This window comes from Rhizobium sp. S96 (genome assembly GCF_030382195.1).
In the GTDB taxonomy this organism is placed as follows: domain Bacteria; phylum Pseudomonadota; class Alphaproteobacteria; order Rhizobiales; family Rhizobiaceae; genus Rhizobium.
Map to the genome: position 1 here is coordinate 307339 of NZ_JAUDRY010000003.1, position 26607 is coordinate 333945.

The following is a 26607-nucleotide window of genomic DNA, read 5'->3' on the forward strand; positions in this document are numbered from 1 at the left end:
CGCTCCGCCTCGCGAGGGGCGGAGCAGCCTTTCTTTCCGGACAGGGATGGATCGATGGAAGAAACCTTAGCGGTCCGCAAACTGGACCGACTCGGCGTGGTTCTCGTTGTTGTTGGCGTCATTGCGACGGCGCTTCTGCCCTTCATATACGTCAAGGCAAACCGGATTGCGGCCGGCAAGGCGATGCTGCTGCCGCAGCTTCTCAATCAGCCATCCGTCATCATCCTGACCCTGCTGCTTCTTGCAACGGCGTTTGCGGCTTTCTTCCTGCAAAATGCATACATACGGCTTGTCACAGCAACGCTGTGCCTTGCCGCCTTGCTTGCGGCGATGGGCTTGGCCGCCACTGCGTTTACGCCACCCGGCAGCAACGCCGCACGCATGACGCCTGGCGGCGGTTTCTGGGTGCTTTTCGCCGTGATCGGCCTCATCGTTTCGGATGCGCTGGTGAAGATCAAACTCACGCCATGGATGCGGATCGCGGCGTTGGCGGCCTATACCGCCCTTCTCTGGCTCTTCCTCTCATCCGGCCTGCTCGACAGCCTTTCGATCATGAAGGAATTTGCGACGCGATCCGATCAGTTCTGGACGGAGGCCTTGTCGCACCTGCTCCTCGCGCTCGGTTCGCTTGCCATCGCGATCGTCATCGGACTTCCTCTTGGCATCTTCTGCTTCTGGGTTCCGAAGCTGCGCGCCGCAGTGCTGCAGGGCTTGAGCCTGATCCAGACGATCCCAAGCCTTGCACTCTTCGGCATCCTGATGCTGCCGCTCGGCTACCTCGCGACGCATGTGCCCGCCGCAGCCTCGATCGGCATCCGCGGTATCGGCGCGGCGCCGGCGCTGATCGCCCTGGTGCTCTACTCGCTGCTGCCGATCGTCGCCAATACCGTCGTCGGCCTGCAAGGCGTCGATCCGTCGGTACGCGATGTCGCGGCCGGCATGGGCCTGACGCGCCGGCAGGTGCTGACACGGATCGACTTGCCGCTTGCCTTCCCTGTCATCCTGACCGGCATCCGCATCGTGCTCGTGCAGGCGATCGGCCTTGTCACGGTCGCGGCGCTGATCGGCGGCGGCGGCTTCGGTATCTTCATCTTCCAGGGCCTCGGCCAGACGGCCATGGACCTTGTATTGCTCGGCGCCGTGCCGACAGTCTTCTTCGCCTTTTCCTCGGCCGTCATCCTCGATGCGGTCATCGACAGCATACGGGGAACCGCCGCATGAGCATGATCGAGATCCGCAACGTCACCAAGCGCTACGGCGAGGCAACCGTCGTCGGCAACGTCTCGATGAGCGTCGAGAAGGGCTCGATCACCGTCATCGTCGGCACTTCCGGTTCAGGCAAGTCCACGCTGATGCGCATGATCAACAGGCTGGTGCCGATCACCGAGGGCCAGATTTTCGTCAACGGTCAGAACGTCATGGACGTCCCGGTGACGGAGCTGCGCCGCAAGATCGGCTATGCCATCCAGGGCCACGGTCTTTTCCCACATCGGACGGTGGCGCAGAACATCGCAACCGTGCCGCAGCTTCTCGGCTGGGATACGACAAAGACCAACAACCGGGTCACCGAATTGCTGGGCCTGTTCAACCTCGACCCCGCGACCTTCGCCGACAAATACCCGCATCAGCTCTCCGGCGGCCAGCAGCAGCGTGTCGGCGTGGCACGCGCGCTGGCGGCGGAACCGGAGCTGCTCTTGATGGACGAACCATTCGGCGCGCTCGATCCCGTCATTCGCGGCAAGGCGCAGGATGATCTTCTGGCCATCCAGAAACAGTTCGGCACCACCGTCATTCTCGTGACCCACGACATGGACGAGGCGTTCCATCTCGGCAACCAGATTGCGGTGATGAGCGAGGGCAAGCTCCTGCAATGTTCGACGCCAGAGAAAATCCTCACCGAGCCGGCCGATCCCTTCGTGCAGCAGCTGACGGGCACCTCGGATCGGGCGCTGAAACTGATGTCGCTGCTATCGCTGAAGGACAGCATGGAACCGGCGAAAAGCGACCTGCCCTATGCACTCCAGCAATCGCTCAGCCTGCGCGATGCGCTGGCGGAAATGATCTGGCAAGGCGTGGACGAAGCCGCCGTCCAGAACACTGAGAAGACGCCCGTCGGTTCGATCTCGATGGCGCGGCTGCTGGAACTGGGCCGCAAGGCATGAAGCTGATCGTCGCCAATCTCTTCCGTGTGACGGCGCTTGTGGTGCTCTTGATCCTGCTCTTCAGGACAGAGTGGCTTTCATTCCTGCTTGTGCCGCTGACCAGCAACAACGCGCCTGCGGTCTACGCGCAGAACAGCCTGCCGGCGCTTGCCGCGGCGCATCTCTATCTCGTCGCGATCTCCATCGCAGGCAGCGCCGTGCTCGCCATTCTCGGCGGCATCTTCGTGACCCGGAAAAGCGGCGAGGACTTCCTGCCGCTATCGCGCGCGATCGCCAATGCCGGCCAGACCTTTCCGCCCGTCGCGGTCCTCGCGCTTGCCGTTCCCGCCACGGGCTTCGGCGCCGCGCCGACGCTGATTGCGCTGTTTCTCTACGGCCTGTTGCCAATCTTCGAGAATACTGTTTCAGGCCTGCGGCAGGTTTCCCCATCGGTGCTCGATGCCGCCGATGGCATGGGGATGAACGCGACGCAGCGGCTGTTTCGCGTCGAGCTGCCGTTGGCATTACCGCTGATCCTCGAGGGGCTGAAGGTTGCAACGGTCATCAACATCGGCACGGCGACGATCGGCTCGACCGTTGCGGCCAAAGGTCTCGGCGAGGTGATCATCGCCGGACTGATTTCCGACAATACCGCCTTCATCCTGCAGGGAGGCCTGATCGTCGGCCTGATGGCGGTGCTGATCTACGACGCGATGGGTCTGATCGAAAGCACGATTACGCGAAGAATGGGCTTGCGCGCGGCGTGAGCGTGCGGCTACCAAGGCTGCCGTGATATCGGCAATGGGAGGCAACCTTGGCCAAGATGATCCACTCCATGATCCGCGTTCTCGATGAGGCGCGTTCGGTCGAGTTCTACGGCAAGGTTCTCGGTCTGGAGATCGCCGACCGCATCGACTTCGAGACCTTCACGCTGATCTATCTCAGCAACCGCGAGACCGGGTTCGAGCTGGAGCTGACGGTCAACAAAGGCCGGGTCGAGCCCTACGTCCTTGGGGACGGCTATGGCCACCTGGCGGTATCGGTTGAGGAAGTCGCCGTCGAGCATCAGCGGCTGACCGAGGCGGGCCTCAATCCAGGCAAGCTGGTCGAACTCAATCGCGACGGCAAATTGCTCGCGCTGTTCTTCTTCATCACCGATCCTGATGGTTACAAGATCGAAGTCCTGCAGCGCCACGGCCGCTACCTCTAAAGAGCTTACACGATGATCGAAAAGACTGACCTGAACAGCGGCTGGACCCTTATCTGTAACGTTGCAGGAAGGCCTGATCTTCCCTCTAGCATTGCCGCGGCCGTTCCCGGCTGCGTGCACCTCGACCTTCTCGCACACCGCCTGATCCCCGATCCCTATATCGACGTCAACGAGATCACCAACGACTGGGTCGGGCGTGAAGACTGGACCTATCGCTGCAGTTTCGAAGCGTCGCCCGATCCCGACCGGATACAAGAACTGGTTTTCGACGGGCTTGATACCATCGCAACCATCTCGCTCAATGGCGAGGAGATCGGTCGCACCTACAACATGCACCGCAGCTATCGGTTCGACGTGTCGAACCGGCTGAAGGCCGGCGCGAACGAGCTCAGCGTCACCTTCCGCTCTGCCTATGCCTATGGCGCCGAGATGGAGGAGCACTACGGTTATCGGCCCAACAACTACCCCGGCCCCGGAAATCTGATGCGCAAGATGGCGTGCAACTTCGGCTGGGACTGGGGCCCGACGCTGGTAACGGCGGGCATCTGGAAACCGGTGCGGCTGGAAAGCTGGGCGCGAACCCGGCTGGCGGAAACGCGTGTTTCGGCCACGCTTGCCGGCGGCGATGGCGTGGTTTCCGTTCATGCAAAGATCGCGCGGCAGGATGCGACTGCCGGATGCCGGATCACGGCCGGTATCGCCGGGATCAGCCAAGCCATCGAAATCGCAGGGACGGACGAGATCAGTTTCGAGCTGCGGGTCCCCTCGCCGCAAATCTGGTGGCCGCACCATCTCGGCGCGCAACCGCTCTACACGCTGGATATCGAGCTGCGCGATGCCGTCAGCAACGACTTACGTGATCGCTATTCGAAAGAGATCGGCTTTCGCTCGGTCCGCCTCGACACCGCCCCGGATGAGCACGGCTCGGCGTTTACCTTCGTCATCAACGATGTACCGCTGTTCCTCTGCGGCGCCAACTGGATTCCCGATGACTGCTTCCCCTCTCGGGTGACCGCGGAACGCTATGTGTCCCGCATCGAGGAGGCAAAGGCTGCCAATATCAACCTGCTGCGCGTCTGGGGCGGCGGGATCTTCGAACGTGACGAATTCTACGAAGAGTGCGATCGCGCCGGCATGCTGGTCTGGCAGGACTTCCTCTTTGCCTGCGCGGCCTATCCTGAAGAGGAGCCGCTGCGCGGCGAGGTCGAGGCGGAGGTACGCGACAACGTCGTGCGGCTGATGCCGCATCCGTCGCTCATCGTCTGGAACGGCAACAACGAGAACATCTGGGGCTTTGACGAGTGGGGCTGGCGGCCGATCATCAAGGATGGCGAGAGCTGGGGTCTCGGCTATTACCTCGATCTGCTGCCGAAACTCTGCGCGGAACTCGACCCGGCGCGCCCCTACTATCCCGGCAGCCCCTATTCCGGGACCATGGAGATCGCGCCCAATGCCGATGAGCATGGGTGCAAGCATATCTGGGATGTTTGGAACGACGTCGGCTACGAGGTCTATCGCAACTATATCCCGCGCTTCTGCTCGGAATTCGGCTGGCAGGCGCCGCCGAACTGGGCGACGCTCGAGGAGAGCGTGCACGATGCGCCGCTGACACCTGTTTCGAACGGCGTGTTCCACCACCAGAAGGCCACGCAGGGCAACGACAAGCTGATCCGTGGGCTCAGCGGACATCTGCCCGAACCAACGACCATGGACGACTGGCATTTCGCCACGCAGCTCAACCAGGCGCGGGCGATCCGCTTTGCCATCGAGCACATGCGCTCGCATCGGGCGGTGTGCAAGGGTGCGATCGTCTGGCAGTTCAACGATTGCTGGCCGGTGACGTCCTGGGCGGCGCTCGATTCAGCCGGCCGGCGAAAGCCGCTGTGGTATGCCATGCAACAGGCATTCGACCCGCGGCTCCTGACGATCCAGCCGCGCGACAACGGCCTTTCTGCCGTGGCGGTCAACGAACGGACGCTGTTCTGGCGTGCCAAGATCAGTGGCCAGCGGCTGAAACTCGATGGCACGGTCCTTGCGGAGTTCGAGTTCTGGCGGCTTCTCTGCGACCGCTTCGAGGCAAAGGCGTTTCCGCTCCCAGGCGATATCGCGACGCCGGACAACAGCCGCGACGAAGTTGTCGTGGTGCAGATGCTGGACCGGCGCGCGTTCCATTACTTCGTCGAGGATATCGATCTCAAGCTGCCCAAGCCCGAGTTTACGGTTTCCGTGAGCAAAACTCGTGAGGGTTGCGATATTGCGGTGACGGCGGTGTCCTTCCTGAAGGACCTTTGCCTGATGGTGGACCGTCTCGATCCTGATGCCGTCGTGGATTCGATGCTGGTCACGTTGCTGCCGGGCGAAAGCCATCTGTTCCGGGTCACTACGGCAAGGAGCCTCTCGGCCGCGGATATCACGCCCGGAACCATACTGCGGTGCGCCAACGACCTCGTCACGAAAGGCTGAGGGCAAGTCCTTCCTCTGAAGCCCGATTGACCCCAAAAATGGGTCGATAGGGGTCGATCCTGTTGCTGATGGCTTAAGACTGAAGCTGCTACTGGGGCCCGATATAAATGCTCCAGAGGACCGCCAATGAGAATGACTCTACTCGCTGCTGCCTGCGCGCTTTGCGTGGCTGCTCCCGTCTCCAATGCCTTTGCGTGGGGATGCATCGCCATCTCCGATAGCGGCAGCGCCTATGGCTATAGCTATGATTTCGACCGGAGAGGCGATGCGGAAGATCGCGCGCTGAACGAGTGCACCGCACGCACAGACGAGATTTGCGAAATACAGGACTGCGACGAGGACAAATAGTCACCACCCGCCTGCCAGGTCAGCCTTGAATCAGAAACCTCCGGCTTCCGCCGGAGGTTTTAGTGGCTAAGGCTCGACGGTGGCCCGCCGAGACGGGCCTGTCCGTTTTCGCCTCGCGAACGACGTTACATCCAGTAGGGCGGCACGCCATAGTAGTCATAGACCCGGCGGCCATTGTCGGTGTACCAGCTGTCGTCGTCGTCCGAATAGCTCGGCGCACCTTCGATCTGTTCCTTCGTCAGATCGATCCGATATCCATCCAGCTGCGTGTCGTAGGTGAGTTTTTCCCACGGCAGCGGATAGTGATCGTGGCCAATCCCCATGAAGCCGCCAAAGCTCAGCACCGCATAGGCCACACGGCCATCCTGCTTGCCGAGAATGAGGCGCTCGATCGACCCGATGTGCTTGCCGTCGGCACCATAAACGCGGGTGCCTTCGACGCGGTCGCTGGCAATCAGCGTCGGCGTATCCTTGACGTTGGGGTCACGGCGGTTCTTGTCAGCGTCCTGATGCAGCATTGTGCACCTCCTTTTTAGTGTTTCCTCGTCTTTGGTCTGCGCTTTGAAAACGCCCCCCGTTGCTCAAGGTTCCGAATTTCTCGCCGAGAGTGCCTACCTCCTGAAATATTGACGTTTACGTTAAGGTTAGGATAGCTTCAATCTCGGCTTGAACCGTTCAGGCAATGACATAAGCTGCTGCATTGGAAGATGGAGGATCATCCAATCGGCTTGCCGGGACACCGGTCGGCAGCGAAAGGGAGAGAGACACGATGAACAGCATTTCCGTCTATCCGGACGGCGCCAAACCCGAAAAGCCTTGGCTTGCCGCCTATCCCACGATTGTTCCCGCGGAGCTTCCGCCGCTGGAATATGCATCGCTGGCGGAACTGTTGGAAAAATCCTGCGCGCGCTATGCCGACCGAATCGCTTTCTCCAGCATGGGCAAAAGGCTGAGCTACCGCGAACTGGAGAGCCAGACGCGCAAGGTTGCGGCGTGGCTGCAGGGCAGCGGCCTTCAGAAGGGCGACCGCGTTGCGGTGATGATGCCCAACGTGCTGCAGAACCCCGTTGCTGTTTACGGCATTCTGCGCGCCGGCATGGTCGTCGTGAACGTCAACCCGCTCTATACGCCGCGCGAACTGGAGCACCAGCTCCGTGATTCCGGCGCCAAGGCGATCTTCGTGCTGGAGAACTTTGCGCGCACGGTCGAGCAGGTGCTGGCAAGGACCGATGTGCGGCACGTGGTCGTGAGCTCACTCGGCGAAATGCTGGGCGCCAAAGGGCTGATCGTCAACCTCTTGGTCCGAAAGGTGAAAAAGCTCGTCCCCTCCTGGTCGATCCCGCAGCACAAGACCTTCAGGCAAGTTCTAAACGCAGGAGCTGGCAAGACCTACAGGCCAGCAGAACTGACGGTCGGCGATATCGCATTCCTGCAATACACCGGTGGCACCACCGGCGTCGCCAAGGGCGCGGTGCTCACCCACAGGAACCTGCTGTCGAACAAATTGCAGCTAGAACTCTGGCTGAAGTCCGCCTTCGAGAAAAGGCAGCGGCCCGAGGTATTGAACTTTCTTTGCGCCTTGCCGCTCTACCATATCTTCGCGCTCACGGTGAATTCGCTGATGGGCATGTCGCTTGGAGCGCATAATATTCTGGTCGCCAACCCGCGCGATATTCCGGCACTGGTGAAGGAGTTTTCAAAGTCGAAGGTGCACGTGTTCCCCGGCTTGAACACACTCTTCAATGCGCTGATGAACAATGCCGATTTCGCCAAGGTCGATTTCTCCTCCCTGGTGATTTCGCTGGGCGGCGGCATGGCGGTCCAGCGGCCGGTTGCCGAACGCTGGCTGAAGGTGACCGGCACGCACATCACCGAGGGCTATGGGCTCTCCGAGACCTCGCCGGTGGCCACCGCCAATCGCTTCGATTCTCCCGAATTCACCGGCTCGATCGGACTGCCGATCCCGTCCACCGAGCTCGACATCCGCGCCGAGGACTGCACCTCGCTGCCGCTCGGCGAGGTTGGGGAGATCTGCATCCGCGGCCCGCAGGTGATGGCCGGCTATTGGAACAAGCCGGAGGAGACAGCCCGCGCAATGACGCCGGATGGCTATTTCCGGACAGGCGACATGGGCTTCATGGATGCCCGCGGCTACACCAAGATCGTTGACCGGAAGAAGGACATGATCCTGGTTTCCGGCTTCAACGTCTATCCGAACGAGATCGAGGAAGTGGCCGCCATGCACCCCGGCATCATGGAGGCGGCTGCGGTCGGCGTCGCGGACGGACATTCCGGCGAGGCGGTGAAGCTGTTTGTCGTCAGGAAGGACCAGGCGTTGACGGAAGCCGATGTGAAGGCCCACTGCGCGGCGAACCTCACTAACTACAAGCGCCCGCGCTTCGTCGAATTTCGCACAGAACTGCCGAAATCACCGGTGGGCAAGATCCTGCGAAAGGATCTGCGGAGCTAGGTGACTTCAGGCATTCACCTGAAGCCGTCCAGTAGCCACGAATGGTCTTACTACTGAAGCACGAGCCGTGGCAGCCATCGCGAGGAGGCAGCGAGCACCGCCCCTTCGTGCGAGCGGTTCTACTTCGCCTTCTCCAAGTCACCAGGCTTCCAGCTGTAATCGATTGCCGCCTGTTCCGGTCCATACAGGCGAAGGATGGCAAAGAAACCACGCGTTGGCGCAGTGGGCAGCCAGTTTGCTTCCTTGCCAGCCGGTGCCTTTGGTCCGATGTAGAGGTCGATTGTCCCGTCGGCATTCACCGTGGGTTTGTCCCGCGACCCGAGAGAGGGGAACCGCCGCGCATCCGTCGCCAGACCAGAAGCATTTTCAGCTTCATACAGTGTGAGTGACCAGAATAGTTTCGCCGGCAGGCAGCGTCAGCTTGTAGGAAGCGTCCCCGCTCAAGGGGCTGCCGTCGGCGTCGTTAAACGCGTAGGCGGCACCTCTACCGGGCGTCTGCGATACCATGCCGGGACTGATGGAGTAGTAGTCCGTAGAGAACCAAGCACGGGGCGCGACCTCGGTGTAGCCGGCCTCCCTGTTGCGGAAACTGAGGTCCATGGTCTTGTCCGGCCCCGGCTCGGCGGCATTGTTGACGGGGTTCAACCATTGGCGATCACTCCAGACGCGGTAGTCGCGACTGCCAACCGTCGGCATCATGCCGATCGCGCGGCTCATCTTGTAGCCGGTCTTTGCAGCCGCATCGAGGATTGCTTTGGTTGCCGCGTCAGGATCGAACGCCCCCCCCCGCAATCAGGCCCATTTTCGCCAGGATGCCCAGACCATCAGCGTCCGCCAGATTTTTCCCTTCGCTATCGACCAGCCACTTCAATTGCTCAAATGCCTCGAAGTCGGAGCGTGGAAGCATGTTTGCAGGAACGCCCGACGCATTGGGGAACTGCATTGGCTTGCGCTCCGCCTTTGGGACGTTCAGCGGATAAACTTTGGCCTTCTCCATCAATGACACGGCTGGCTTGAGGTCGTTGGGATCGGTATAGAACGCCCTGAGAAAGATAAAGAGGTTGTTGGTTCCCGAGCGGTAGACAAAGTAACCCTTTGGCACGTGCCCCTTGTAGCCGGGCGGCAGGACCAGGAACTTTCCACCCTTGCCCGCATCTGGACCAGGCAGACCGACATCGCCGGCGAACTTGCCGCCGTCGACAGGAATAGGACGCTGCCAGAAATCGAGAAGAATGCCCTGGAGGTTTGGCGGCGCTTCGAAAACGACAGGGCCGGTCTTGCCCATGTCGACATAGCTCATCGCATAGATCACGTCCGAGTTGGGCGTCGTGACAAGCGTCTTGGGATCGAGGCGCTCTTTCCAGATGGGCAGGATGTTGTACCCAGCGCCAAAGGTCTTCTCCGAGCCGAACTTCATGCCAAGCGTATTGATCAACGGCAGCGCCCACAGGTAAGCTTGGGTTGCCTGTTGGAACTTGAGTTCCTGCAACAGCTCAGTCGCCGTCGCGGGCGTTGGACGGTTCTGCTGGAAAGGGGCGTTGGCCAGTTGGTCAAAGCGTGACTGATCCGCGAATGCCAAGCATGGCAAGGTCATGCACAGGGTCGCGGCAGAGGTCATTAGGAATGAACGAGACATCGGATTGCCTTTCTCCCGAAAACAGATCCGTTGTCCGCCGTGTCAGGATGAAATTGAAGTGCGCAACGGTAAATTCGCGGCAATCGCGTCCGGCTCTGATCACGGGCTGTGTTTGGGGGGCAGTGTTTTTTGCAATGTGATGACCGCTCGAACTTGATTTGCGCCCTACAAAGCGAATAGTTTCCGCGACCCTCTCGCCCTGCAAAGGAGCCTCCCATGAATGCCATCGTCGAACAACTGAAGAGCACCGCGGCCGCCACCAAGGCCACCGATATCCGCGCTGCCTTCGCCGCCGATCCGCAGCGCTTTGCGCGCTTCACCGCGTCTCTCGACGACCTGCTGATGGACTATTCCAAGACCGCCGTGAACGACGAGATTCTGGCTCTGCTGGTGAAGCTCGCCGAAACCGGCGGCGTCGAAGCCAAGCGTGACGAGATGTTCTCCGGCAAGGCGATCAATTTCACGGAAAACCGCGCCGTCCTCCATACCGCCCTGCGCAACCGCGCAAACACGCCGGTCCTCGTAGACGGCAAGGACGTGATGCCAGACGTCAACGCCGTGCTGGCCGCAATGGGCAAATTCGCCGACGGCATTCGCTCCGGCACGCTGAAGGGCGCGACTGGCAAGGCGATCACAGACGTCATCAACATCGGCATCGGCGGCTCCGATCTCGGCCCGGTGATGGCGACGCTTGCGCTTGCGCCATTCCACGACGGTCCGCGTGCGCATTTCGTTTCCAACATCGACAGCGCGCATATTGCCGACATCCTTAAGCTGGTGAAGCCCGAGACCACACTGTTCATCGTCGCCTCGAAGACCTTCACGACGATCGAGACGATGACGAACGCGCAGACCGCGCGTAAATTCATTGCCGATGCGCTGGGCGAGGCAGCGGTCCAGCATCACTTCGCAGCAGTTTCCACCGCGCTGGACAAGGTCGCGACCTTCGGTATCGACAGCGCGCGCGTCTTCGGTTTCTGGGATTGGGTCGGCGGACGCTATTCGATCTGGTCGGCGATCGGCCTGCCGCTGATGATCGCTGTCGGGCCCGAGAACTTCGGCAAGTTCCTCGATGGCGCGCATGCCGTCGACAACCACTTCCGTCAGGCGCCAATTACCAAGAACCTGCCGATGCTGCTTGGCTTGATCGGCTACTACCACCGCAACGTCCTGGGTTACGCCACGCGCGCGATCCTGCCCTACGACCAGCGCCTGTCGCGCTTCCCGGCCTATCTGCAGCAGCTGGACATGGAATCGAACGGCAAGGGCGTCACCGTCGACGGCACGCCGGTCGAGGGCAATTCCGGCCCGGTTGTCTGGGGTGAGCCCGGCACCAATGGCCAGCACGCCTTCTATCAGCTGATCCACCAGGGCACGAGCGTGATCCCGGCGGAATTCATGATCGCAGCCAATGCCTTCGAACCGGAGCTTCGCCACCAGCACCAGCTGCTGATGGCCAACGTCATCGCCCAGTCGGAGGCACTGATGAAAGGCCGCACCTTCGCAGAGGCGAAGAAGCAGCTGACCGACAAGGGCATGGACGACAAGCAGGCCGACTTCATCGCGCCGCACCGTGTATTCACCGGCAACCGTCCGTCGATCACCTTCGTCTACGACAAGCTGACGCCCTATGCGCTGGGACGCCTGATCGCGCTCTACGAACACCGCGTGTTCGTCGAAGGCGTGCTCTTCCGCATCAATTCCTTCGACCAGTGGGGCGTCGAGCTCGGCAAGGAACTGGCCACTGGCCTGCTGCCTGTGATCGAGGGCAAGGAGAGCGCGGCTGGCCACGACTCCTCGACACAGGGACTCGTCGCGGCACTGGCGAAGCTCGCCAAGTAAGCCACAACGCACCATGTCACGCTTCCGCAATCGCGGGAGCGTGACGGCCCTCTCGGGGAGGATGTCTGATGGCCGAAGCCGACCGACGCGATCACTGGCAAGGCGTCTACACCAGCAAAGCGGAAACCGACGTCAGCTGGTATGAGGATACTCCTGAAATCTCGATGGCACTGCTTCGAGATGCAGGGCTGCAGCCGGGCATGTCAATCATCGATATCGGCAGCGGTGCGTCACATCTGGTGGACGCGCTGGTGGCCTATGGGGCAGCCCATGTCGGCATCCTCGATCTGTCAGCGGCAGCGCTTGAGACGGCGAAGTCCCGGCTTGGCAGCGGCGCGCCGGTGGAAGCGTTTGTCTCCGATATCACCTTATGGACGCCTGACCGACAGTACGACCTTTGGCATGACCGCGCGGCGTTTCATTTCCTGACGGCGACGACGGATCAGCAAGCCTATGTCCGCGTGCTCGTGCAGACCCTCAAGGACGGCGGGAAAGCGGTGATCGGCACCTTCGCCTTGAACGGACCCGAGAAGTGCAGCGGTCTGCCCGTCATGCGCTACGATGCCGCAAGCCTTCAGGCGGTCCTTGGAGCGCAATTCAAACTCATCGCGACCCGCCAGCACGAGCACACCACTCCCTGGAACACCGTGCAGCATTTCCAGTCCAGCGCCTTCGAAAAGGTCCCTTCGGGACAACCGGCCTAGCAATACGAGCAAAGCCGGAACGCACCGATCCATCCAACGCGTGAGGTTCACATGAAAGCTTCAGTCATCGTAGCAGCAGCGATTGTCCTCTCGGCGGCGACAGCACGCGCCGCGCCACCGTCCGACATATCCGATCTAGTGGGCGCGCGTGCCGCCGGTGCTGAATCGGAGATGCAGGCGCGCGGCTACGAGGATGTCGGCGGCAACAATACCTGGTGGAACGCCGCAAGCGGGACCTGCGCAAAGGTTCACGTCTCGAACGGCCGCTATAGCCGCATCGACAAGTTAAAGCCGAGCCAATGCCGCCAGCGGAGCAAGTGATCGCCAGCATCGATCCGAGCTGATTAACCTACGGATCGGCCACCGGGATTCTGGTTGCCGAGCAACCTCATGTAGCCTTGACCATCGCTGGCTTTGTCCATGTGGCGTCCAGTGCTTCCGGTTTGGGCCAATAGAGACGCATCGCAACAACAAACGGTCCCTTCGGCGCCGGTAGCCAGTTGGGCTCCTTGTCCGTCCCCGGGGATTCGTTTTGAACATAGAACGTCAAGCCACCGTCGGCATCCCTAACGAACTGCGACAACATCGGCGAATTCAGGAGGTACCGATTGATCGGATTAGCGACGAGGAGGCTCTGCGGCATTTCGTACATGGTCAACGACCAGAATGCATTGACCGGTGGCAGCTTGTCGGCTGCGAAGTGGATCGTATACCGGTTTGCGCCATCTAGATGCTTGCCCTCTGAATCGATGGCATAGGCGGGATATATCGCCTCCTGCTTGGAATTTCCGTAGATGCCGAGGACAGCGGCGGTCATCCGATAAAGATAGTTGTTCTTCAGATATTCGCGTGTGCCGAACATATCGCCAGATGTGACCTCACCGCTATCGAAGCGTTTTTTCAGCGCTTCCAGGTCAGCCCAAGCATCGGCTATGCCCTGCTGCAAGGCGTCCCTCGTCTCTGGCGAAATCTTGGTCGGGTCGAAGGTCTTGCCAGCCCCAATACCAATCTTGGCGAACCGCTGCATCAGTTCGGTCTCCGATGGATCGGTGGGGCAGAACTGCAGGACAAAGTTGAGAATATTGAAAGACTCGAGGGACGTCTTTTCGTCACTTGCCGTTAGCGGCGTGATGAAATCAATCGCGGCTGCGGCTGTCGGCGCGGGTTGCGCAATGAATTTCGAGAGCGGCTCTGCTCGGTATGCCGATTGGATCTTCTTGACGTTCTCAAGGTCCTCCGGATTGAAGAGTTGCGTTCGGTAGATGGCGAGCACCAACTCGGTTTCCGAGCGGATGACCTTAGCGATGCCTTTCGGCGCCTCGCCCTTCCAATTCGGCCCCACGATCAGGAAGCTTCCGCCTCCGTTACCGGTTGCACGACTGCCGATGTAGTCGAAATTGAATGTGTAGGCGTCAATCAGCTGGATGCTGAAATACCGATCCTTCTCGATCGGTGGGACCGTCAAGACGATAGGCTCGGCGCGCAGATCCAAGCCCAGCATCGAGTACGGCGTATCCGAATTCGGCGTCTGGATCGCGGTGTCGGCTGGCGTATAGACGCGTGGAATGTTCACCAGCTGATTCCATGGCCCCTTGTACTCGGGGTCCTTTGCATCGACGAAATAGGCGTACTGGATGCGATAATTGTCGATGATCGGGAAGCCGTAGATATAAGCCTCTTTGGCGATGGCGCGCACTTCGGCCGCGCCAAGCTCGGCGGCGGTAGCTCTCCCCGCATTGAGGCTCGCCAGGCCCGCCGCCACCACCAGTCCCTTGGTGAACTCGCGTTTTGTCAGCTGCATGCGTCTTCTCCCGGATTGCTTCGTGCGCCAATGCTGTCGATTGCGATCATTTCAGCGGCTGCGGCTCGGGAAATTTCCACGATCCGTCGAGGATTGCCTCACGCGGGCGGTAGAGCCGAACTGTATAGTTCCAGCCAGACACGATGGGCAGGCAGTTCGCGATCTTGCCGTCGCAGCCACCGAACTGGACCTCTATCGAGCCGTCGTCACCCTTTTTCGCCGTCACGTTGTTGAGCGAATAGGCATTATACTTGTTTTTCTGGAAATAGCCTTTGGCGTTATAGAGACTGATGGACCAGAAGCCATCAACGGGAACGTCCTTTACCGTCAGCTTGTACGCCGTCTTGCCGTCGTTCTTGGCGGGCGTGATGTTAAGATAGGTCGCATCCTTGTCGGGGTTTCCGCCCCACGCCGCGGCGCTTGCGACCAGATGACGAACGGGATCGACCGCATCCTTGGAACCAAATGCCCTGTTGAAGTCGGGCATTGTCGTCGCCAGGACGAGAAGCGCATCACGCACCTTCTTCTGGCTGGCCGGATCCCAATGCGGGATTTCGAACTTACCGGGTCCGCCCGCCTGCTCGACCTTGATCGCGTCCTGCAATGCGTGAACCTGTTCGACGTCCTTCGGATCGGTTGGATCGACAAATGTTCGGATACCAATGGCCATGTACCGGGTACCGACCTGATCCTTGGTGAAGGTACTTGCGCCGCCATACGATACTGTCGGGATATAATGGTCTTCGTTTATCGCCATCAGGGACATGAACCGCTTTCCGGCGTCAGGCAGCGTGACAGTAACCGGTCCGGCATCCAGATCGAAGACTGCCGCCGAGTAGAGAGTGTCACGGTTCAGTCGTATGACCGTCTGGTTGTCGATTGTTGCCGGCTCGCGGCGATGGTTGAATTTACCGAAGCCGCCGTCCTTGGCGAAGTTGCTGAAATAGAGATCGCTCTCGGCGCGGATGAAATTGTCCACTGTCACCGGCTCTGCCGCATGTGCCGCAAGGGCCCCCGTCACCACCGCAAGTCCGACTGCAGTGGCGTGGATGAACGGTCTGCACGAAATCGACAGCTTGCTTGGCATGACATTCCTCCAATGAATGGAGGTGAAAGGTCGCGCAACATTGTCACAACGAGAAGTACGTAACGGTAACAATGCCGTAAATGGTCCGGTTTGGCAGGGTCCGGGTAGTGCGATGCTTCGATGCAAAGCTCTCGCGCAGCGTCGCCCGCTCTAGTGAAACGGACGAACTTCGACCGGTGCCCGGCAGGCCACCGCCGCCTTGCGCCCCCACGCCAGCGCCTCTTCCATATCAGCGGCTTCCAGCACCCAAAAGCCGCCAATGTGCTCCTTAGTCTCGAGGTATGGCCCGTCGGTGACGGAGATCTTGCCACTGGGTTGCACCCGCACCGACTTGGCGCGGCTTGCCGATTGCAGACCGCCGACGAAGACCCTGACGCCGGCCGCCACCATTTCGTCATTGAGCACGTCGATATCGCGGTCCATCGCATCGTCTTCGGCAACGGCGGGGTCGTAGTCGTCTGGATGGTGAATGGCGACAAGGTACTGCGTCATGGCTTTTCCTCCGTAGGTTTCGGCGGGGCGAGTGTCCTGCCCTCACCATCAAGACGAACGGCTGGACCGAAGTTCGACACGTCATCTGACGGTTCAGCGCGGCGGCATCTTTTCGAACTTTGGCAGGTGTGGATCAACTTGATCCCATGGCTGGCCGCTGGCTGTCCAGCAGATCAGCTGTGGCTTGTAGCGCGTGGGATCATCCAGGCTAGCGGCGCGGACAACGAAATAGCCGGGAATATCGGGAAATGTCATATAGACGGGGGCGCCGCAGGTGGGGCAGAAGGCGCGTCGTTTGACAACGCCGCCGTCTCCAACCGCGTCCCAATGCGTCGCCTTGCCTTCGACGACCGGTTCACATTCGAAGGTGAGGTGCGATGCGTGGCCCGTGCCGCTCTCGCGCTGGCATTGGCGGCATTGGCAATCAAGCATCACGATCGGTTCGGCGGAGACCTTGTAGCGGATCGCGCCACATGCACAGCCGCCAGTATATGGCTCACTCATGTTTTCCTCCTCTGGGATGACACTGATGATCGATGGTGCGAATTTATTCACCGATGATGGGACCGATACGTGGGACGACCTTTTTCCAGCCCTCGCTCATGTTCCTGAAGGCGGTATCGTTCTTCGGCGTGACAAAGCCGGAATGGACAAGGCGCAGTCGCGTGCCGCCGTCGACGGCGCTAAGCGACCAGCTGACCACGGTGTCCAGAAGCGAGCCGTAGCCCACATTCGTCGCATGCCCCCCTTTCCAGGTGTAGCCGAAATGCCTGTTCGGCTCGACATCGACCACTTCGCAGTGAATGACTCCATCCCATTCGCCGGCGGGGGTTGTTTGGAAGGTGAAGCGGTTGCCTACGACGGGTTCGAAGCCATTCGGCTTCATCAAAAACCGCGCGATCATGTCGCCCGACGTCAATGTTCGCCAGATCGTCTCCGGCGCATGCGGAAAGACCTCGTCAACGACGATATCCTGGGCATCCTGTTGCAGCATTGCCTTCGTCATGGATCGACCTCTTTCAATAGGGTTCGCAGGCTATCGAAGCGTTCCTGCCAGAAGAGGCCGTAGTGGCTCATCCAGTCGAAAAGCGGCGCAAGCCCTTTCGGTTCTGCGCGGTAGTAGACGTTTCGCCCCTCCGGCCGCTCCACGACGAGACGCGCCTGCTTCAGTGACTTGAGGTGCTGGGAAATGGCGCCCTGGGTGACGCCACTGCCGCGCGTCAGTTCGACGACAGTAATTTCCCGGGCACCGACGATGCGCTCGTAGACCGCACGCCTTGTTGGATCGGCGAGAGCACGCATCACGGAAGAAATCTCACTGGTTTCGATCATGCCAAAACAATTAGTGCAGACTAATTGAATAGTCAATACTAATTAATTAGCTCACAAGGCCGTTGCCGCCTGGCTGCATTTTTATATGGTTGGTGTCGAAACTGGGCCCCGTTGATCGTCATGCTATCGATCACTCCAGGGAGATGTCGGATGAACGAGACGGACGATGAGCTTTTGAAATTCGATGCGCATGGCGCGGCGCCGTTGCCCGCCACCGCAAACACTGCCTTCGTCGATCACGATGGTGCGCGGATCTGGTATGCGGCCTATGGCACAGGCCCCACCGTCATCCTGCTGCACGGCGGTCTCGGGAACAGCGGCAACTGGGGCTATCAGGTTCCTGCGCTGGTTGGGGCCGGTCGACAAGTCGTGGTCATCGACAGCCGCGGGCATGGCCGGAGCACGCGCGACCAACAGTCCTTCAAGTACGAACTGATGGCCTCGGACGTTCTTGCCGTGATGGATCGGCTGCGGATCGAGAAGGCGGCATTCGTCGGCTGGAGCGACGGTGCATGTACGGCCCTCATCCTTGCCGACCAGAAACCCGAGCGCGTCTCCGGCGTCTTCTTCTTCGCGTGCTGCATGGACCCGAGCGGCGCCAAGCCCTTCGTAGCGACACCAGTGATCGACCGGTGCTTCAGCCGCCACAGAAAGGACTATGCCGCGCTATCGGCGACGCCCGATCAATTCGATAGCTTTGTGGAAGACGTGAGCCGGATGATGGCGACCGAACCCAATTATTCCGCCGAGGATCTTGCCGGCATCACCGTGCCGGTCGCGACCGTGCTCGGCGACCGGGACGAATTCATCAAACCGGAGCACATGGCCTATCTCGCGCGCACGCTGCCAGCGGCGCAGCCAATCACCATGCAAGGCGTCAGCCACTTTGCGCCGCTACAGAGACCCGAGCAGTTCAATCGCGAAGTGCTCGGATTTCTTGACCGGATCTAGGTCTCAGAGACCGATTTCGTGTGCCCATGGTGGGTTCGCGCCGGCGCGCGACACGGTGACGGCGGCAGCCTTCGCGCCCAGCGACAGGGCGTTCTGAAGCGCCTTCTCGTCGAGGGACGCGACCTGTGCCTTGGTCAGCAGATTGTCCATCTTCAGGGACGCCAGAACGCCGGCATCAAAGGTATCGCCGGCGCCGACCGTATCGACCACGGTGACACGTTCGCTCGGCACGGTGACCTTGCGCTCGGCTGTATAGCCCGATGCGCCTTCGGCACCCTTTGTGATGACGACGAGCTTGGCGCCATGCTTCAGCCAGTAGGCGGCCAGATCGTCATGGCTGCCTTCGAGGCCGAAATACTCCAGATCCTCGTCGGAGAATTTGAGAATGTCGGACTTGGCGGCCATACGGCTGATGCGGGCGATGTGGGCCTGCTTGTCCTTGATGAAGCCCGGGCGGATGTTCGGATCGAGCGAGATCACCCGCTTGTCGGCTTCACGATGGAGCAGCGCCTCGTAGGTCTCGCCACAGGGGCTGGGGATGAGGCTGATGGCGCCAAAGTGCAGCGCTTCGCAATCGTCGCCAAGAGCCGGAAGATCGTCCGTTGTGATCATGCGTCCGGCCGTGCCCTCGTCATAGAAGGCGTAGGTCGCGTGGCCATTGACGAGCTTGACGAAAGCGACCGTGGACGGGCGCGGCGTGATCGCGCAGAGGCTGAAATCGACGTTGCTCGCCTTCAGCGTATCGCGCAGGATCTCGCCCATCATGTCGTCGGCGAGGCCGGTGAAGAAGGCCGTTGGAACGCCGAGACGCCCGAGCGCGATCGCGGTGTTGAAGATCGCTCCCCCGGCGTATGGGGCAAAGCCCTTCTCGCCAAGGGTCGTCTCCCGCGGCAGCATGTCAATCAGCGCTTCGCCACAGCACAAAATCATTCCGGCCTCCCAAGCATTGCAATCCATCGATATTCAAATCGATTAGATAATTTCATGGCAAAAGCAAAGCGCCGCGACGCAATTCTTCATTCAAAGTGATGAAATACCGCCATTGCGCCCAGACCAGGCGAGCGGCGCATCGAGGAAGGCTTCGACCTCGTTCAAGGTCGTCTCGTCGAACAGCTTCTGTGCCTTGGCTACGGCGAGCACATCGCGCCAAGTCGCGATGTAATGCAGCTTCACCTTGCCATCGGCAAAACGCAGCGCGCCTTCGTCGAAAATGCCATAGTAGAACAGGGCGATGCCGTGATCGACCACACCGCCAGCCGCGCGGACGGCATCGATGAATTTGAACATGCTGCCGCCTGCGGTCGTCAGGTCTTCGATGACGAGGACGCGCGAGCCTTCCGGCATGTTGCCTTCGATCTGCGCGTTGCGGCCGTGGCCCTTCGGCTGCTTGCGGACATAGATCATCGGCAGGCTGAGGCGATCGGCCAGCAGGGCTGCAAAGGGGATGCCCGCGGTCTCGCCGCCGGCAATGCAATCGAACTTCTCGAAGCCGGCCTCGCGCAGGACAACGCTGGCGGCGAAGTCCATGACCGTCGAGCGCACGCGGGGGAACGAGAGCAGCTTGCGGCAGTCGATATAGACGGGGCTCGCCATGCCGGACGCAAACTTGTAGGGCTGGGCGGCATTGAAATGCACCGCCTTGATCTCCCAGAGCATCTTCGCGACCAGTTCGGCCATGACTGCGCGGTCGGTGAATGTTGCCTGGATCATCGCTCTCTCCTTTGGTCAAATTTATCGGCCAATAGCAGCAAGCGCGACAAGTTTCCAGAACAGCGGCGGTTTCCGCGTCGAGAATGCCGACGAAAATGCGTCCCACCCAGCGGCGTAATCAGCAGGCTCCGCAGGACGCCCATCGCTCCAGCGACAAGGGCGTCCGATAATCTCTCATTTTTTCAACGCGTTGGACTTGCGCGGCGGCAATAGCGAGATATCGTCTCGCCATGGATCACTATGATGTCTTCCACCGCCTCGGTGTCGCACTTGCCATAGGCCTGCTCGTTGGCGTCGAGCGCGGCTGGCAGGAGCGTGATATCCGGCCGGGTGGCAGGACGGCCGGCATCCGGACCTTCGGCCTGACCGGCTTTCTCGGCGGCGTGGTCGGAACACTGCTGCCGCTGACTGGCCCATTTCTGCCGTCGACGATCGCAGCCATCCTCGGCATTGCCTACATCGCTGCAAAATGGCGCGAAGCGGACGAAGACAAGGATTACAGCGTCACCTCGCTGGTCGCCGCCCTTCTGGTCTTTGCGCTTGGCGCTCTTGCGGCCGTTGGCGACGTCGTCACGGCAGGCGCCGGTGCCGTCGTGATGACGGTGGTGCTGGCATCGCGCACCAGCCTGCACGGGTTTCTCCAGCAACTGACCTGGGTCGAATTGCGTTCGGCATTGATGCTGCTTGCCATGACCGCGATCGTGCTGCCGCTGCTGCCCGATAAGACGCTGGATCCGTGGGGAGCGCTCAATCCCTTCTCGCTGTGGCTGCTGACCATCACCATCGCTGCGCTGTCTTTTGCAGGCTACGTCGCGATCCGGCTCATGGGCACGAGCCGGGGAATATTGCTGGCCGGCGCCGCCGGCGGCCTGGTCTCTTCGACCGCGCTCACGCTTTCATTCGCCCGCTATTCCAAGGAAGCGCCTCAAGGGGCGCGCTATCTGGCGGCAGGAGCGGCGATTGCCGGCGCGCTCTCGTTCGGGCGCGTCCTCGTCATTGCCGGCGCGCTGTATCCCGGCATTGTGGCGCCGCTTGCCGCCGGCCTGCTGCCGGCGATCATCGTATTCGTCGGCGCTGCCTTTGCCTGGGTATCGCTGTCGAGCGCGTCGGCCGACGTGCCACAGGTCGAGTTGCAAAACCCGTTCGAAATTCAGACAGTCGTCTCCTTCGCCGCTCTCCTTGGTATCATCAGCCTGATTTCGAAGATGGCGATCGTCTATATCGGAGCATCGGCCCTGTTCATCGTCGCCGCCATCTCCGGCATCGTGGACGTGGATGCGATCACCCTGTCCACGGCACGGCTCGCCGGCACGACCATCAGCGTACAGACGGCCGCCGACGTCATCCTCATCGCTGTCGGGGTCAATATGGTGACCAAGGTCATTCTCGCGTTCGGGGCAGGCCGGAAGGAATACGGCGTGGCCCTGGCACAGGCGACCGCGGCGGCGATCGCGCTCGGCGCCATTGTTTATCTGGCCTTCCGCACCTTCATGCCGGCGTGACCGACGGCCTTGCGGCGATAGACGCGGCGATCTGCTGCGCCTCGATGCCGATCTCGCGAAGCAGGCCGGTTGCGACGACCGTGAAGCCGCAAAAATACAAGCCATCGCCCGCCGGCTGAAGCTGGCCCCGCCCCGGGCCGTCGGCACCGCCGAACCTTTGCTGGAAATCCGGCAGCAGCGCATCGAGTGCGGGCAGGTAACCGGTCGCCAGGATGATGGCATCGAACTGGTCGCGTCGACCGTCGGCGAACTGCACGTCCCTCCCCTCGGTTGTCGAAATACCACCAAAGATCTTGATGTCACCCGATCGGATCCGCTCGATGGTACCGATGTTGATCAACGGCGTGCGGCCCCTTTCCCTGATCGTCGTCAACGGCCCCTCGCGCGCCCGTTGGAGGCCGAACCTTTCGAGATCCCCAAAGCGCAGGCGCAGGAACGGCGTGTTCATGAGGTCTGCTAGGCGGGTGGGAAGGTACTGCTGGGCAATGGCGATGCTGACGGCAGGCAATCCGAAGAGTTCAAGCGGAATGACGTTCACCGGGCCGCGCACCGACAAGCCGACATGGAGCCCGGCTTCGGCGCATTCGAGCGCAATTTCGCCGGCCGAGTTTCCGAAGCCGACGATTAGGACACGCTCTGCCGCAAGGTCAGCTGCATTCCTGAATTCGGACGAATGAAGAAGCTTGCCCGTGAACCGTTCCTGGCCTTCCCAAAGCGGGAGCGAAGGCACATTTGAACGGCCGGTTGCGACGACCACATTGCTGGCGTGGAATATGCCGCCTGATGTCTCGACCGCCCAGCGATCTGCTTTTCCTATCGCCGTGACGCGTGCGCCGAAGCGTATGTCGATGTCGTTGAAACGGGCGTACTCGTCGAGATACTCGATGACCTCAAGCCGCGACGGGTATTTCGGAAAGCGGCGGGACATGGGCATTCCGGGCAGGCCCGAATGCATCTTGTGCGTATGCAGATGAAGCCTGTCATAGTGCCTGTGCCAGGAGGCGGCGACGCGATCCTCCCGCTCCAGCACCAACGCCGCGCGTCCCCGCGCACTAAGGGCCGCAGCGCATGCCAGTCCTGCAGGCCCCGCGCCGACGATGATTGTCTCGCAAGCTGTCACGGAGGCCCCCTGTGGCCAGAATTCCGTAAAACGATAACACGAATTGTGCCGCGCAACGAGTGTGGTGCGCGTGGCGACACCGCCCTTGGCGGGTACCAACCGCGCCGGCAACGGCATTTTTCCACAGCTGGAATACTGTTTTAGATCGCACTTACAAGCACTGGATTGCAGGCCCTCCCCAGGACTGTGATACCTTTCGAGGACAGAAAGCGTCGAATTTTAACGTTTCCGTTAGGATTGAAGTGAGGGACTGGATTCCATTTTCGCGGCCGCAAAAGACGCCATGAGGGAGTCCAGAATGCGCCTGTCGATGTCCACTGTTCGTAAAACCTTCAGCACCTCGCTTACATTCAAGATCTTCGCCGTCTGCTTTCTTGCAACACACGTGCCTCTGCTGACGCTGAGCGTATATCTCGCCGCGGGCTTCCAGAGTGCCGCTCTTCCCGTATTGGCGACCGTGCTTGCGGCCACGCTTGGCGGCACCGTCTTCTGCCTTGCTTCCTTGTGGGTGTTGATCCGCCCATTGCGGGATGTTGCAGCCGTGATCGAGACCTATCGTTCGACCGGTGCCGTCAAATCCATCCGCAGCCAGCGCAAGGACGAGGTCGGCGTCGTTGCAAACGGCATATCCGCGCTGATCACCGAACTCGATGCAACGCTGTCCCAGCTGCGGCGGCAGGCGACGACGGACGTGCTGACCGGGCTCGGCAATCGCCGCTGGCTGAAGGAGATCGGCTCCATGGAGATTTCCCGCGCCGCCCGCGATCGGGCGCCGATCTCGGTCGTCGTCTTCGATCTCGATCACTTCAAGTCGATCAACGACCAGTTCGGCCATGATGTCGGCGATCAGGTGCTGATGATGGCAGGCGCCACCATCCAGCACAGCCTTCGCCCTTATGACATAGCCGCCAGGATCGGTGGCGAGGAATTCTGCCTGGTCCTGCCGCGCACCGGCGTCGACGCAGCTGTCACAATTGCGGACCGGTTGCGCAGGCAGCTTGAGGCGAAGGCGGTCGGCCCTCTGCCTGTCGGTCGGGTGACGGCGAGCTTTGGCGTCTATTGCGGCGATCCTACCGAGGAAAGCTTGAAGACGATGATGACGGCGGCCGACCGAAAGCTCTATTCCGCCAAGAATGGTGGACGCAATGCGGTGCACTGGGCGATCGCGCGGTCGGCCGAGCAGGGAGCGATCAGGGCCTAGTCATCCCTGCACGAGTTGGCTGAAATCGGTGGGGAGCATCTTCTTGTAGAGCGCGATCGCAGCCCGCCCTTCATCATCCTCGAGCGAGGCGGCATATCGGACAGCAGCCGCGAGAAGCTGCATGGTGAGCCTCGCGATTGCCAATAGCTGGCCCGGCGGCTGGGTCGGCCACAGTCTTGCGAGGACCGACAACAGCACCTGGGCGTGAAACTCCATATCGTCGGCATCGATCTGTTGCAGCAGCCGATCGGCCTGCGCTGCAAACCATATGTCGCGCATGACAGGCTCGCTGCGGAAGAAGGCGTAATACTCGTCGGCAATGGTGCACAGCGCCTGTCGAAGAGCGACCGGGTCTGCGACGCCTGCCAACTCCGCCTCGACGCAGCGCCTTCCCTGTTCGTTGAAGCGTTCGGCGAGGGTACGGATGACGGCGCTCTTGTCCGGGAAATACTGATAGAGCGCGCCAAAGGACAGGCCCGCTCGTTCGACAATCTCGCTCATTTTCAGCGCGTCGCTGCCATGGGCTTCGATCAATTCGGCCGCGACAGACAGGATCTTTTCGAACCGCTCGCGCCCGCGCTGCTGGACCGGCACCCGGCGCAGCTGGCCGATCTGTTCCGGTGAATTTCCTGATCCGCCATTCGGCATGCCCGGCATGAGACGCTCCGATTTATCGTTGACGACAGAAATAAGAGAGTTTATCTCATTTTACAAATGAGAGAGTTTCTCTGCTTTGTAAAACAATGGAGGGGATGAGTATGACGGTCTTTCTTGCTATCGCGCTTGTGGCTGCGGCTGTCGGCAGCGGGCTAATTGCCGGGGTCTTCTTTGCCTTTTCGACGTTTGTGATGGCCGCACTCGAGCGCCTTCCGACAGAGCAGGGAATTGCGGCGATGAACTCGATCAACGTCACGATCGTCCGATCGCCGTTCATGATGCTCTTCGTTCCCACCGCGATCCTCTGTGTCGTGATTGCGGTATTCGCACTCCTGAACTGGCGCACACCGCCGGCCATGTGGATGCTGGCTGGTGGGGCGCTCTACGTCGTCGCATCCTTCATCTCGACCATCGCCTTCAACGTGCCGCTGAACGACGCGCTCGCGAAAGTCAGCGGCAGCGGCCCTGATGCGACCGCGCTTTGGGCGACATATCTGAAGGATTGGACATGGTGGAACCACGTCCGGACAGTGGCCTGCCTGCTTGCCTCGGCAAGCTTCGTCAGGGCGATGATGGTCCTCTAACAAGGCTGAAGCAGAGTGGCTCCGCTCAGGAGCCGGTGCGCACCGTTTCCATGGGAACGGCGTGCAGGTGGCTGGCGAGCTCCACGCGGTTTCGGCCGGCGCGCTTGGCGGCATAGAGCGCCTTGTCGGCCGCCCGCAGCAATGCGTCGAACGGCACCGGCGTGGGGCGGCCGGGCGCAACGCCGGCGCTCACGGTGCATGTTGCGATCGCGCCGTCGAATACGATCTGGCGTTGCTCGAACGCCCTGCGAATGCGTTCGGCCACGAGTTCCGTCTGGCCGGGCGTGACATCCCGCAAAACCATTGCGAACTCCTCGCCGCCGAGCCGGGCCGCGACGTCGCCCGCCCTGCAGTTGGCCCGCAGTTCATCGGCGAACAGTCTGAGCATCCGGTCGCCGCCGGCATGGCCGAACGTATCGTTGATCGACTTGAAATGATCAATGTCGAAGACGACGACCGCGGAGGTCGAGCCCATCTCGCCGCTGCCATACTGGTCGAAGAGCGCTCGACGATTGAGCAAGCCGGTCAGGGAATCGGTGGTCGCTTCAATGCGGTGGCGGGCCGCCAGGCGCCACTGGTGCAGCGCAAGCGATAGCGCGCCAATGCCGGTCATGCTGGCGATGCAGATCGCCAGGCTCAGATCCTCGGCCCAGTTGCTCGGTGCGGCGCCAAGGACCACCTTGCCGTCCGCCAGCAGAACGCTGGCACACAGGACGAAGGATATGGCTGTCAGGATGTAGAGCGCCGTAATACCTGTCAGCGGCACCGGCGCCTCCGCGCGCGCCAGCCAATACTGATAGGCGGTTACGAAAAGCAGTGAGGCGATGACGGTGTTCTCGGCAATGAAGGCAAACCCGTCGTAACCGATTGCCATCGGAGGGATGGTGACGGCATATCCGGCAAGCGCGGCTGCGACCATCATGCGGCACGGCAGACGTCCCGTCCGGAACTGGTAGCCGGCGCCCACGGCGGCAGCAAAACCGGGAAAGAAGAAAACGAAGGCCGTGATGCCCAGCAGCTTCGTGGGCGTACCGACGTAGAGCCCATAGGCAAATATGCCGCTGACAATCAAAACGAGGCCGATCGTGCAGGTGAGCAGGAATGTTTCGGTGCGCCGCGCGAACCAGCTTCCGAGCAATGTTACTGCAAGACATGCCGCCGATACTGCCAGCGCGATCAGCAGGGAATTGTAATCAAGCGTCATGCTTCAAACCCGCGGCTTCTGCCGCGCCCTCGTTATTGGAAACAGTTTACGCCCCCAAAACGAATGTCTTACGAATTCCGTTAAGAAATCATGTATTTAAAGCATAAGTTTTGCAGCAAGAAGTTTTCCTTGCTGCAATGGATGAATAACAC

General features: G+C 60.8%; 29 protein-coding genes. 14 read left to right on the plus strand and 15 right to left on the minus strand.

Annotation, left to right across the window (positions count from 1 at the left end; genetic code table 11):
• The first annotated feature begins 54 nt into the window (after positions 1-54).
• The 6 genes from QTL94_RS02490 (at position 55) to QTL94_RS02515 (ending at position 6162) form a co-directional block, all read left to right on the plus strand.
• Positions 55-1221 carry an ABC transporter permease gene (locus QTL94_RS02490; protein ID WP_289800480.1) on the plus strand — a complete coding sequence of 389 codons (1167 nt, stop codon included), beginning with the start codon at positions 55-57 and terminating at the stop codon, positions 1219-1221.
• Positions 1218-2162, plus strand: a complete 945-nt coding sequence (locus tag QTL94_RS02495; protein ID WP_289800481.1) for an ABC transporter ATP-binding protein — start codon at positions 1218-1220, stop codon at positions 2160-2162. The genes QTL94_RS02490 and QTL94_RS02495 overlap by 4 nt, the downstream gene beginning before the upstream one ends.
• A complete protein-coding gene (locus tag QTL94_RS02500) occupies positions 2159-2908 on the plus strand; it encodes an ABC transporter permease (protein WP_113520314.1) in 750 nt (249 codons plus the stop codon). Before QTL94_RS02495 ends, QTL94_RS02500 begins: the two co-directional genes overlap by 4 nt.
• 47 nt (positions 2909-2955) lie before the next feature.
• The gene (locus QTL94_RS02505) at positions 2956-3351 is read left to right on the plus strand and encodes a VOC family protein (RefSeq protein ID WP_289800482.1); all 396 of its coding nucleotides are present in this window, start codon (positions 2956-2958) and stop codon (positions 3349-3351) included.
• 12 nt (positions 3352-3363) lie between these two features.
• The gene (locus tag QTL94_RS02510; RefSeq protein WP_289800483.1) at positions 3364-5814 is read left to right on the plus strand and encodes a glycoside hydrolase family 2 protein; all 2451 of its coding nucleotides are present in this window, start codon (positions 3364-3366) and stop codon (positions 5812-5814) included.
• A 126-nt stretch (positions 5815-5940) separates the two neighbouring features.
• Entirely contained in the window at positions 5941-6162 is a 222-nt protein-coding gene (locus QTL94_RS02515) for a DUF4189 domain-containing protein (protein ID WP_289800484.1), read from the plus strand.
• A gap of 125 nt (positions 6163-6287) precedes the next feature.
• Here QTL94_RS02515 and QTL94_RS02520 read toward each other — a convergent pair whose 3' ends face one another.
• The gene (locus QTL94_RS02520; protein WP_289800485.1) at positions 6288-6680 is read right to left on the minus strand and encodes a PRC-barrel domain-containing protein; all 393 of its coding nucleotides are present in this window, start codon (positions 6678-6680) and stop codon (positions 6288-6290) included.
• Positions 6681-6931: 251 nt separating this feature from the next.
• Between QTL94_RS02520 and QTL94_RS02525 the strand changes: the two genes are divergently transcribed.
• The gene (locus QTL94_RS02525) at positions 6932-8632 is read left to right on the plus strand and encodes a long-chain fatty acid--CoA ligase (RefSeq protein WP_289800486.1); all 1701 of its coding nucleotides are present in this window, start codon (positions 6932-6934) and stop codon (positions 8630-8632) included.
• A 119-nt stretch (positions 8633-8751) separates the two neighbouring features.
• Here the strand turns inward: QTL94_RS02525 and QTL94_RS02530 are convergent, their stop codons facing one another.
• From QTL94_RS02530 to QTL94_RS02540, 3 genes are read right to left on the minus strand one after another with little or no spacing between them, the layout of a single operon-like run.
• A complete protein-coding gene (locus tag QTL94_RS02530) occupies positions 8752-9042 on the minus strand; it encodes a DUF1214 domain-containing protein (RefSeq protein WP_354666049.1) in 291 nt (96 codons plus the stop codon).
• The gene (locus QTL94_RS02535; protein ID WP_289800487.1) at positions 9005-9424 is read right to left on the minus strand and encodes a DUF1254 domain-containing protein; all 420 of its coding nucleotides are present in this window, start codon (positions 9422-9424) and stop codon (positions 9005-9007) included. The genes QTL94_RS02530 and QTL94_RS02535 overlap by 38 nt, the downstream gene beginning before the upstream one ends.
• Entirely contained in the window at positions 9399-10268 is an 870-nt protein-coding gene (locus QTL94_RS02540) for a DUF1254 domain-containing protein (RefSeq protein WP_289800488.1), read from the minus strand. Before QTL94_RS02540 ends, QTL94_RS02535 begins: the two co-directional genes overlap by 26 nt.
• Positions 10269-10484: 216 nt before the next feature.
• On the opposite strand from QTL94_RS02540, the gene pgi reads away from it, so the two are divergent.
• From pgi to QTL94_RS02555, 3 genes are all read left to right on the plus strand, one after another.
• Positions 10485-12110 carry a glucose-6-phosphate isomerase gene (gene pgi, locus QTL94_RS02545; protein ID WP_289800489.1) on the plus strand — a complete coding sequence of 542 codons (1626 nt, stop codon included), beginning with the start codon at positions 10485-10487 and terminating at the stop codon, positions 12108-12110.
• A gap of 68 nt (positions 12111-12178) precedes the next feature.
• Complete coding sequence (locus tag QTL94_RS02550) at positions 12179-12814, plus strand: class I SAM-dependent methyltransferase (RefSeq protein ID WP_289800490.1); 636 nt, start codon at positions 12179-12181, stop codon at positions 12812-12814.
• 51 nt (positions 12815-12865) lie between these two features.
• Positions 12866-13135 carry a hypothetical protein gene (locus QTL94_RS02555; protein WP_289800491.1) on the plus strand — a complete coding sequence of 90 codons (270 nt, stop codon included), beginning with the start codon at positions 12866-12868 and terminating at the stop codon, positions 13133-13135.
• 67 nt (positions 13136-13202) lie between these two features.
• Here QTL94_RS02555 and QTL94_RS02560 read toward each other — a convergent pair whose 3' ends face one another.
• The 6 genes from QTL94_RS02560 to QTL94_RS02585 all read right to left on the minus strand — a co-directional run bounded on the left by QTL94_RS02560 (position 13203) and on the right by QTL94_RS02585 (position 17526).
• Positions 13203-14615, minus strand: coding sequence for a DUF1254 domain-containing protein (locus QTL94_RS02560; protein WP_289800492.1), 1413 nt, complete (start codon positions 14613-14615; stop codon positions 13203-13205).
• Between the two features lie 46 nt (positions 14616-14661).
• Positions 14662-15702, minus strand: coding sequence for a DUF1254 domain-containing protein (locus tag QTL94_RS02565; protein WP_289800493.1), 1041 nt, complete (start codon positions 15700-15702; stop codon positions 14662-14664).
• Positions 15703-15852: 150 nt separating this feature from the next.
• Positions 15853-16194, minus strand: a complete 342-nt coding sequence (locus tag QTL94_RS02570; RefSeq protein WP_289800494.1) for a YciI family protein — start codon at positions 16192-16194, stop codon at positions 15853-15855.
• A 93-nt stretch (positions 16195-16287) separates the two neighbouring features.
• Positions 16288-16698: a GFA family protein gene (locus QTL94_RS02575; RefSeq protein WP_065689355.1), complete on the minus strand. Its 411-nt coding sequence runs from the start codon at positions 16696-16698 to the stop codon at positions 16288-16290.
• 43 nt (positions 16699-16741) lie between these two features.
• Positions 16742-17200 (minus strand): SRPBCC family protein, encoded by a 459-nt coding sequence (locus QTL94_RS02580; RefSeq protein ID WP_289800495.1) that lies wholly within the window; start codon positions 17198-17200, stop codon positions 16742-16744.
• On the minus strand, positions 17197-17526 hold the full coding sequence (locus QTL94_RS02585; protein WP_113520325.1) for an ArsR/SmtB family transcription factor: 330 nt from the start codon (positions 17524-17526) through the stop codon (positions 17197-17199). The genes QTL94_RS02580 and QTL94_RS02585 overlap by 4 nt, the downstream gene beginning before the upstream one ends.
• 150 nt (positions 17527-17676) lie before the next feature.
• Between QTL94_RS02585 and QTL94_RS02590 the strand changes: the two genes are divergently transcribed.
• Positions 17677-18477, plus strand: a complete 801-nt coding sequence (locus tag QTL94_RS02590) for an alpha/beta fold hydrolase (protein WP_289800496.1) — start codon at positions 17677-17679, stop codon at positions 18475-18477.
• Between the two features lie 3 nt (positions 18478-18480).
• On the opposite strand, the gene QTL94_RS02595 is transcribed toward QTL94_RS02590, so the two are convergent.
• Positions 18481-19407, minus strand: coding sequence for a carbohydrate kinase family protein (locus QTL94_RS02595; protein ID WP_289800497.1), 927 nt, complete (start codon positions 19405-19407; stop codon positions 18481-18483).
• 90 nt (positions 19408-19497) lie between these two features.
• Positions 19498-20187 (minus strand): orotate phosphoribosyltransferase, encoded by a 690-nt coding sequence (locus QTL94_RS02600; RefSeq protein WP_113520328.1) that lies wholly within the window; start codon positions 20185-20187, stop codon positions 19498-19500.
• 230 nt (positions 20188-20417) lie between these two features.
• Here QTL94_RS02600 and QTL94_RS02605 point away from each other — a divergent pair, with 230 nt between their 5' ends.
• Positions 20418-21689 carry an MgtC/SapB family protein gene (locus QTL94_RS02605; RefSeq protein ID WP_289800498.1) on the plus strand — a complete coding sequence of 424 codons (1272 nt, stop codon included), beginning with the start codon at positions 20418-20420 and terminating at the stop codon, positions 21687-21689.
• Here QTL94_RS02605 and QTL94_RS02610 read toward each other — a convergent pair.
• Positions 21676-22809, minus strand: a complete 1134-nt coding sequence (locus QTL94_RS02610) for a flavin-containing monooxygenase (RefSeq protein WP_289800499.1) — start codon at positions 22807-22809, stop codon at positions 21676-21678. The two genes, QTL94_RS02605 and QTL94_RS02610, sit on opposite strands and share 14 nt — an antisense overlap.
• Before the next feature lie 298 nt (positions 22810-23107).
• Between QTL94_RS02610 and QTL94_RS02615 the strand changes: the two genes are divergently transcribed.
• The gene (locus tag QTL94_RS02615) at positions 23108-24010 is read left to right on the plus strand and encodes a GGDEF domain-containing protein (protein ID WP_289800500.1); all 903 of its coding nucleotides are present in this window, start codon (positions 23108-23110) and stop codon (positions 24008-24010) included.
• On the opposite strand, the gene QTL94_RS02620 is transcribed toward QTL94_RS02615, so the two are convergent.
• Positions 24011-24667, minus strand: coding sequence for a TetR/AcrR family transcriptional regulator (locus QTL94_RS02620; RefSeq protein ID WP_289800501.1), 657 nt, complete (start codon positions 24665-24667; stop codon positions 24011-24013).
• Positions 24668-24768: 101 nt separating this feature from the next.
• Between QTL94_RS02620 and QTL94_RS02625 the strand changes: the two genes are divergently transcribed.
• Positions 24769-25251, plus strand: coding sequence for an anthrone oxygenase family protein (locus QTL94_RS02625; protein ID WP_289800502.1), 483 nt, complete (start codon positions 24769-24771; stop codon positions 25249-25251).
• Positions 25252-25276: 25 nt separating this feature from the next.
• Here QTL94_RS02625 and QTL94_RS02630 read toward each other — a convergent pair whose 3' ends face one another.
• Complete coding sequence (locus tag QTL94_RS02630; protein WP_289800503.1) at positions 25277-26455, minus strand: GGDEF domain-containing protein; 1179 nt, start codon at positions 26453-26455, stop codon at positions 25277-25279.
• Positions 26456-26607 lie beyond the last annotated feature (152 nt).

Bases quoted from the DNA above. Each gene is read 5' to 3' on its own strand.
- QTL94_RS02525 (WP_289800486.1), top strand. From the start codon at position 6,932: ATGAACAGCATTTCCGTCTATCCGGACGGCGCCAAACCCGAAAAGCCT.
- QTL94_RS02615 (WP_289800500.1), top strand. From the start codon at position 23,108: ATGCGCCTGTCGATGTCCACTGTTCGTAAAACCTTCAGCACCTCGCTT.
- QTL94_RS02595 (WP_289800497.1), bottom strand. From the start codon at position 19,407: ATGATTTTGTGCTGTGGCGAAGCGCTGATTGACATGCTGCCGCGGGAG.
- QTL94_RS02495 (WP_289800481.1), top strand. From the start codon at position 1,218: ATGAGCATGATCGAGATCCGCAACGTCACCAAGCGCTACGGCGAGGCA.
- QTL94_RS02520 (WP_289800485.1), bottom strand. From the start codon at position 6,680: ATGCTGCATCAGGACGCTGACAAGAACCGCCGTGACCCCAACGTCAAG.
- QTL94_RS02590 (WP_289800496.1), top strand. From the start codon at position 17,677: ATGAACGAGACGGACGATGAGCTTTTGAAATTCGATGCGCATGGCGCG.
- QTL94_RS02515 (WP_289800484.1), top strand. From the start codon at position 5,941: ATGAGAATGACTCTACTCGCTGCTGCCTGCGCGCTTTGCGTGGCTGCT.
- QTL94_RS02580 (WP_289800495.1), bottom strand. From the start codon at position 17,200: ATGACGAAGGCAATGCTGCAACAGGATGCCCAGGATATCGTCGTTGAC.
- QTL94_RS02575 (WP_065689355.1), bottom strand. From the start codon at position 16,698: ATGAGTGAGCCATATACTGGCGGCTGTGCATGTGGCGCGATCCGCTAC.
- QTL94_RS02560 (WP_289800492.1), bottom strand. From the start codon at position 14,615: ATGCAGCTGACAAAACGCGAGTTCACCAAGGGACTGGTGGTGGCGGCG.
- QTL94_RS02585 (WP_113520325.1), bottom strand. From the start codon at position 17,526: ATGATCGAAACCAGTGAGATTTCTTCCGTGATGCGTGCTCTCGCCGAT.
- pgi (WP_289800489.1), top strand. From the start codon at position 10,485: ATGAATGCCATCGTCGAACAACTGAAGAGCACCGCGGCCGCCACCAAG.
- QTL94_RS02570 (WP_289800494.1), bottom strand. From the start codon at position 16,194: ATGACGCAGTACCTTGTCGCCATTCACCATCCAGACGACTACGACCCC.
- QTL94_RS02600 (WP_113520328.1), bottom strand. From the start codon at position 20,187: ATGATCCAGGCAACATTCACCGACCGCGCAGTCATGGCCGAACTGGTC.
- QTL94_RS02625 (WP_289800502.1), top strand. From the start codon at position 24,769: ATGACGGTCTTTCTTGCTATCGCGCTTGTGGCTGCGGCTGTCGGCAGC.
- QTL94_RS02565 (WP_289800493.1), bottom strand. From the start codon at position 15,702: ATGCCAAGCAAGCTGTCGATTTCGTGCAGACCGTTCATCCACGCCACT.
- QTL94_RS02555 (WP_289800491.1), top strand. From the start codon at position 12,866: ATGAAAGCTTCAGTCATCGTAGCAGCAGCGATTGTCCTCTCGGCGGCG.
- QTL94_RS02620 (WP_289800501.1), bottom strand. From the start codon at position 24,667: ATGCCGGGCATGCCGAATGGCGGATCAGGAAATTCACCGGAACAGATC.
- QTL94_RS02550 (WP_289800490.1), top strand. From the start codon at position 12,179: ATGGCCGAAGCCGACCGACGCGATCACTGGCAAGGCGTCTACACCAGC.
- QTL94_RS02510 (WP_289800483.1), top strand. From the start codon at position 3,364: ATGATCGAAAAGACTGACCTGAACAGCGGCTGGACCCTTATCTGTAAC.
- QTL94_RS02630 (WP_289800503.1), bottom strand. From the start codon at position 26,455: ATGACGCTTGATTACAATTCCCTGCTGATCGCGCTGGCAGTATCGGCG.
- QTL94_RS02500 (WP_113520314.1), top strand. From the start codon at position 2,159: ATGAAGCTGATCGTCGCCAATCTCTTCCGTGTGACGGCGCTTGTGGTG.
- QTL94_RS02605 (WP_289800498.1), top strand. From the start codon at position 20,418: ATGGATCACTATGATGTCTTCCACCGCCTCGGTGTCGCACTTGCCATA.
- QTL94_RS02490 (WP_289800480.1), top strand. From the start codon at position 55: ATGGAAGAAACCTTAGCGGTCCGCAAACTGGACCGACTCGGCGTGGTT.
- QTL94_RS02540 (WP_289800488.1), bottom strand. From the start codon at position 10,268: ATGTCTCGTTCATTCCTAATGACCTCTGCCGCGACCCTGTGCATGACC.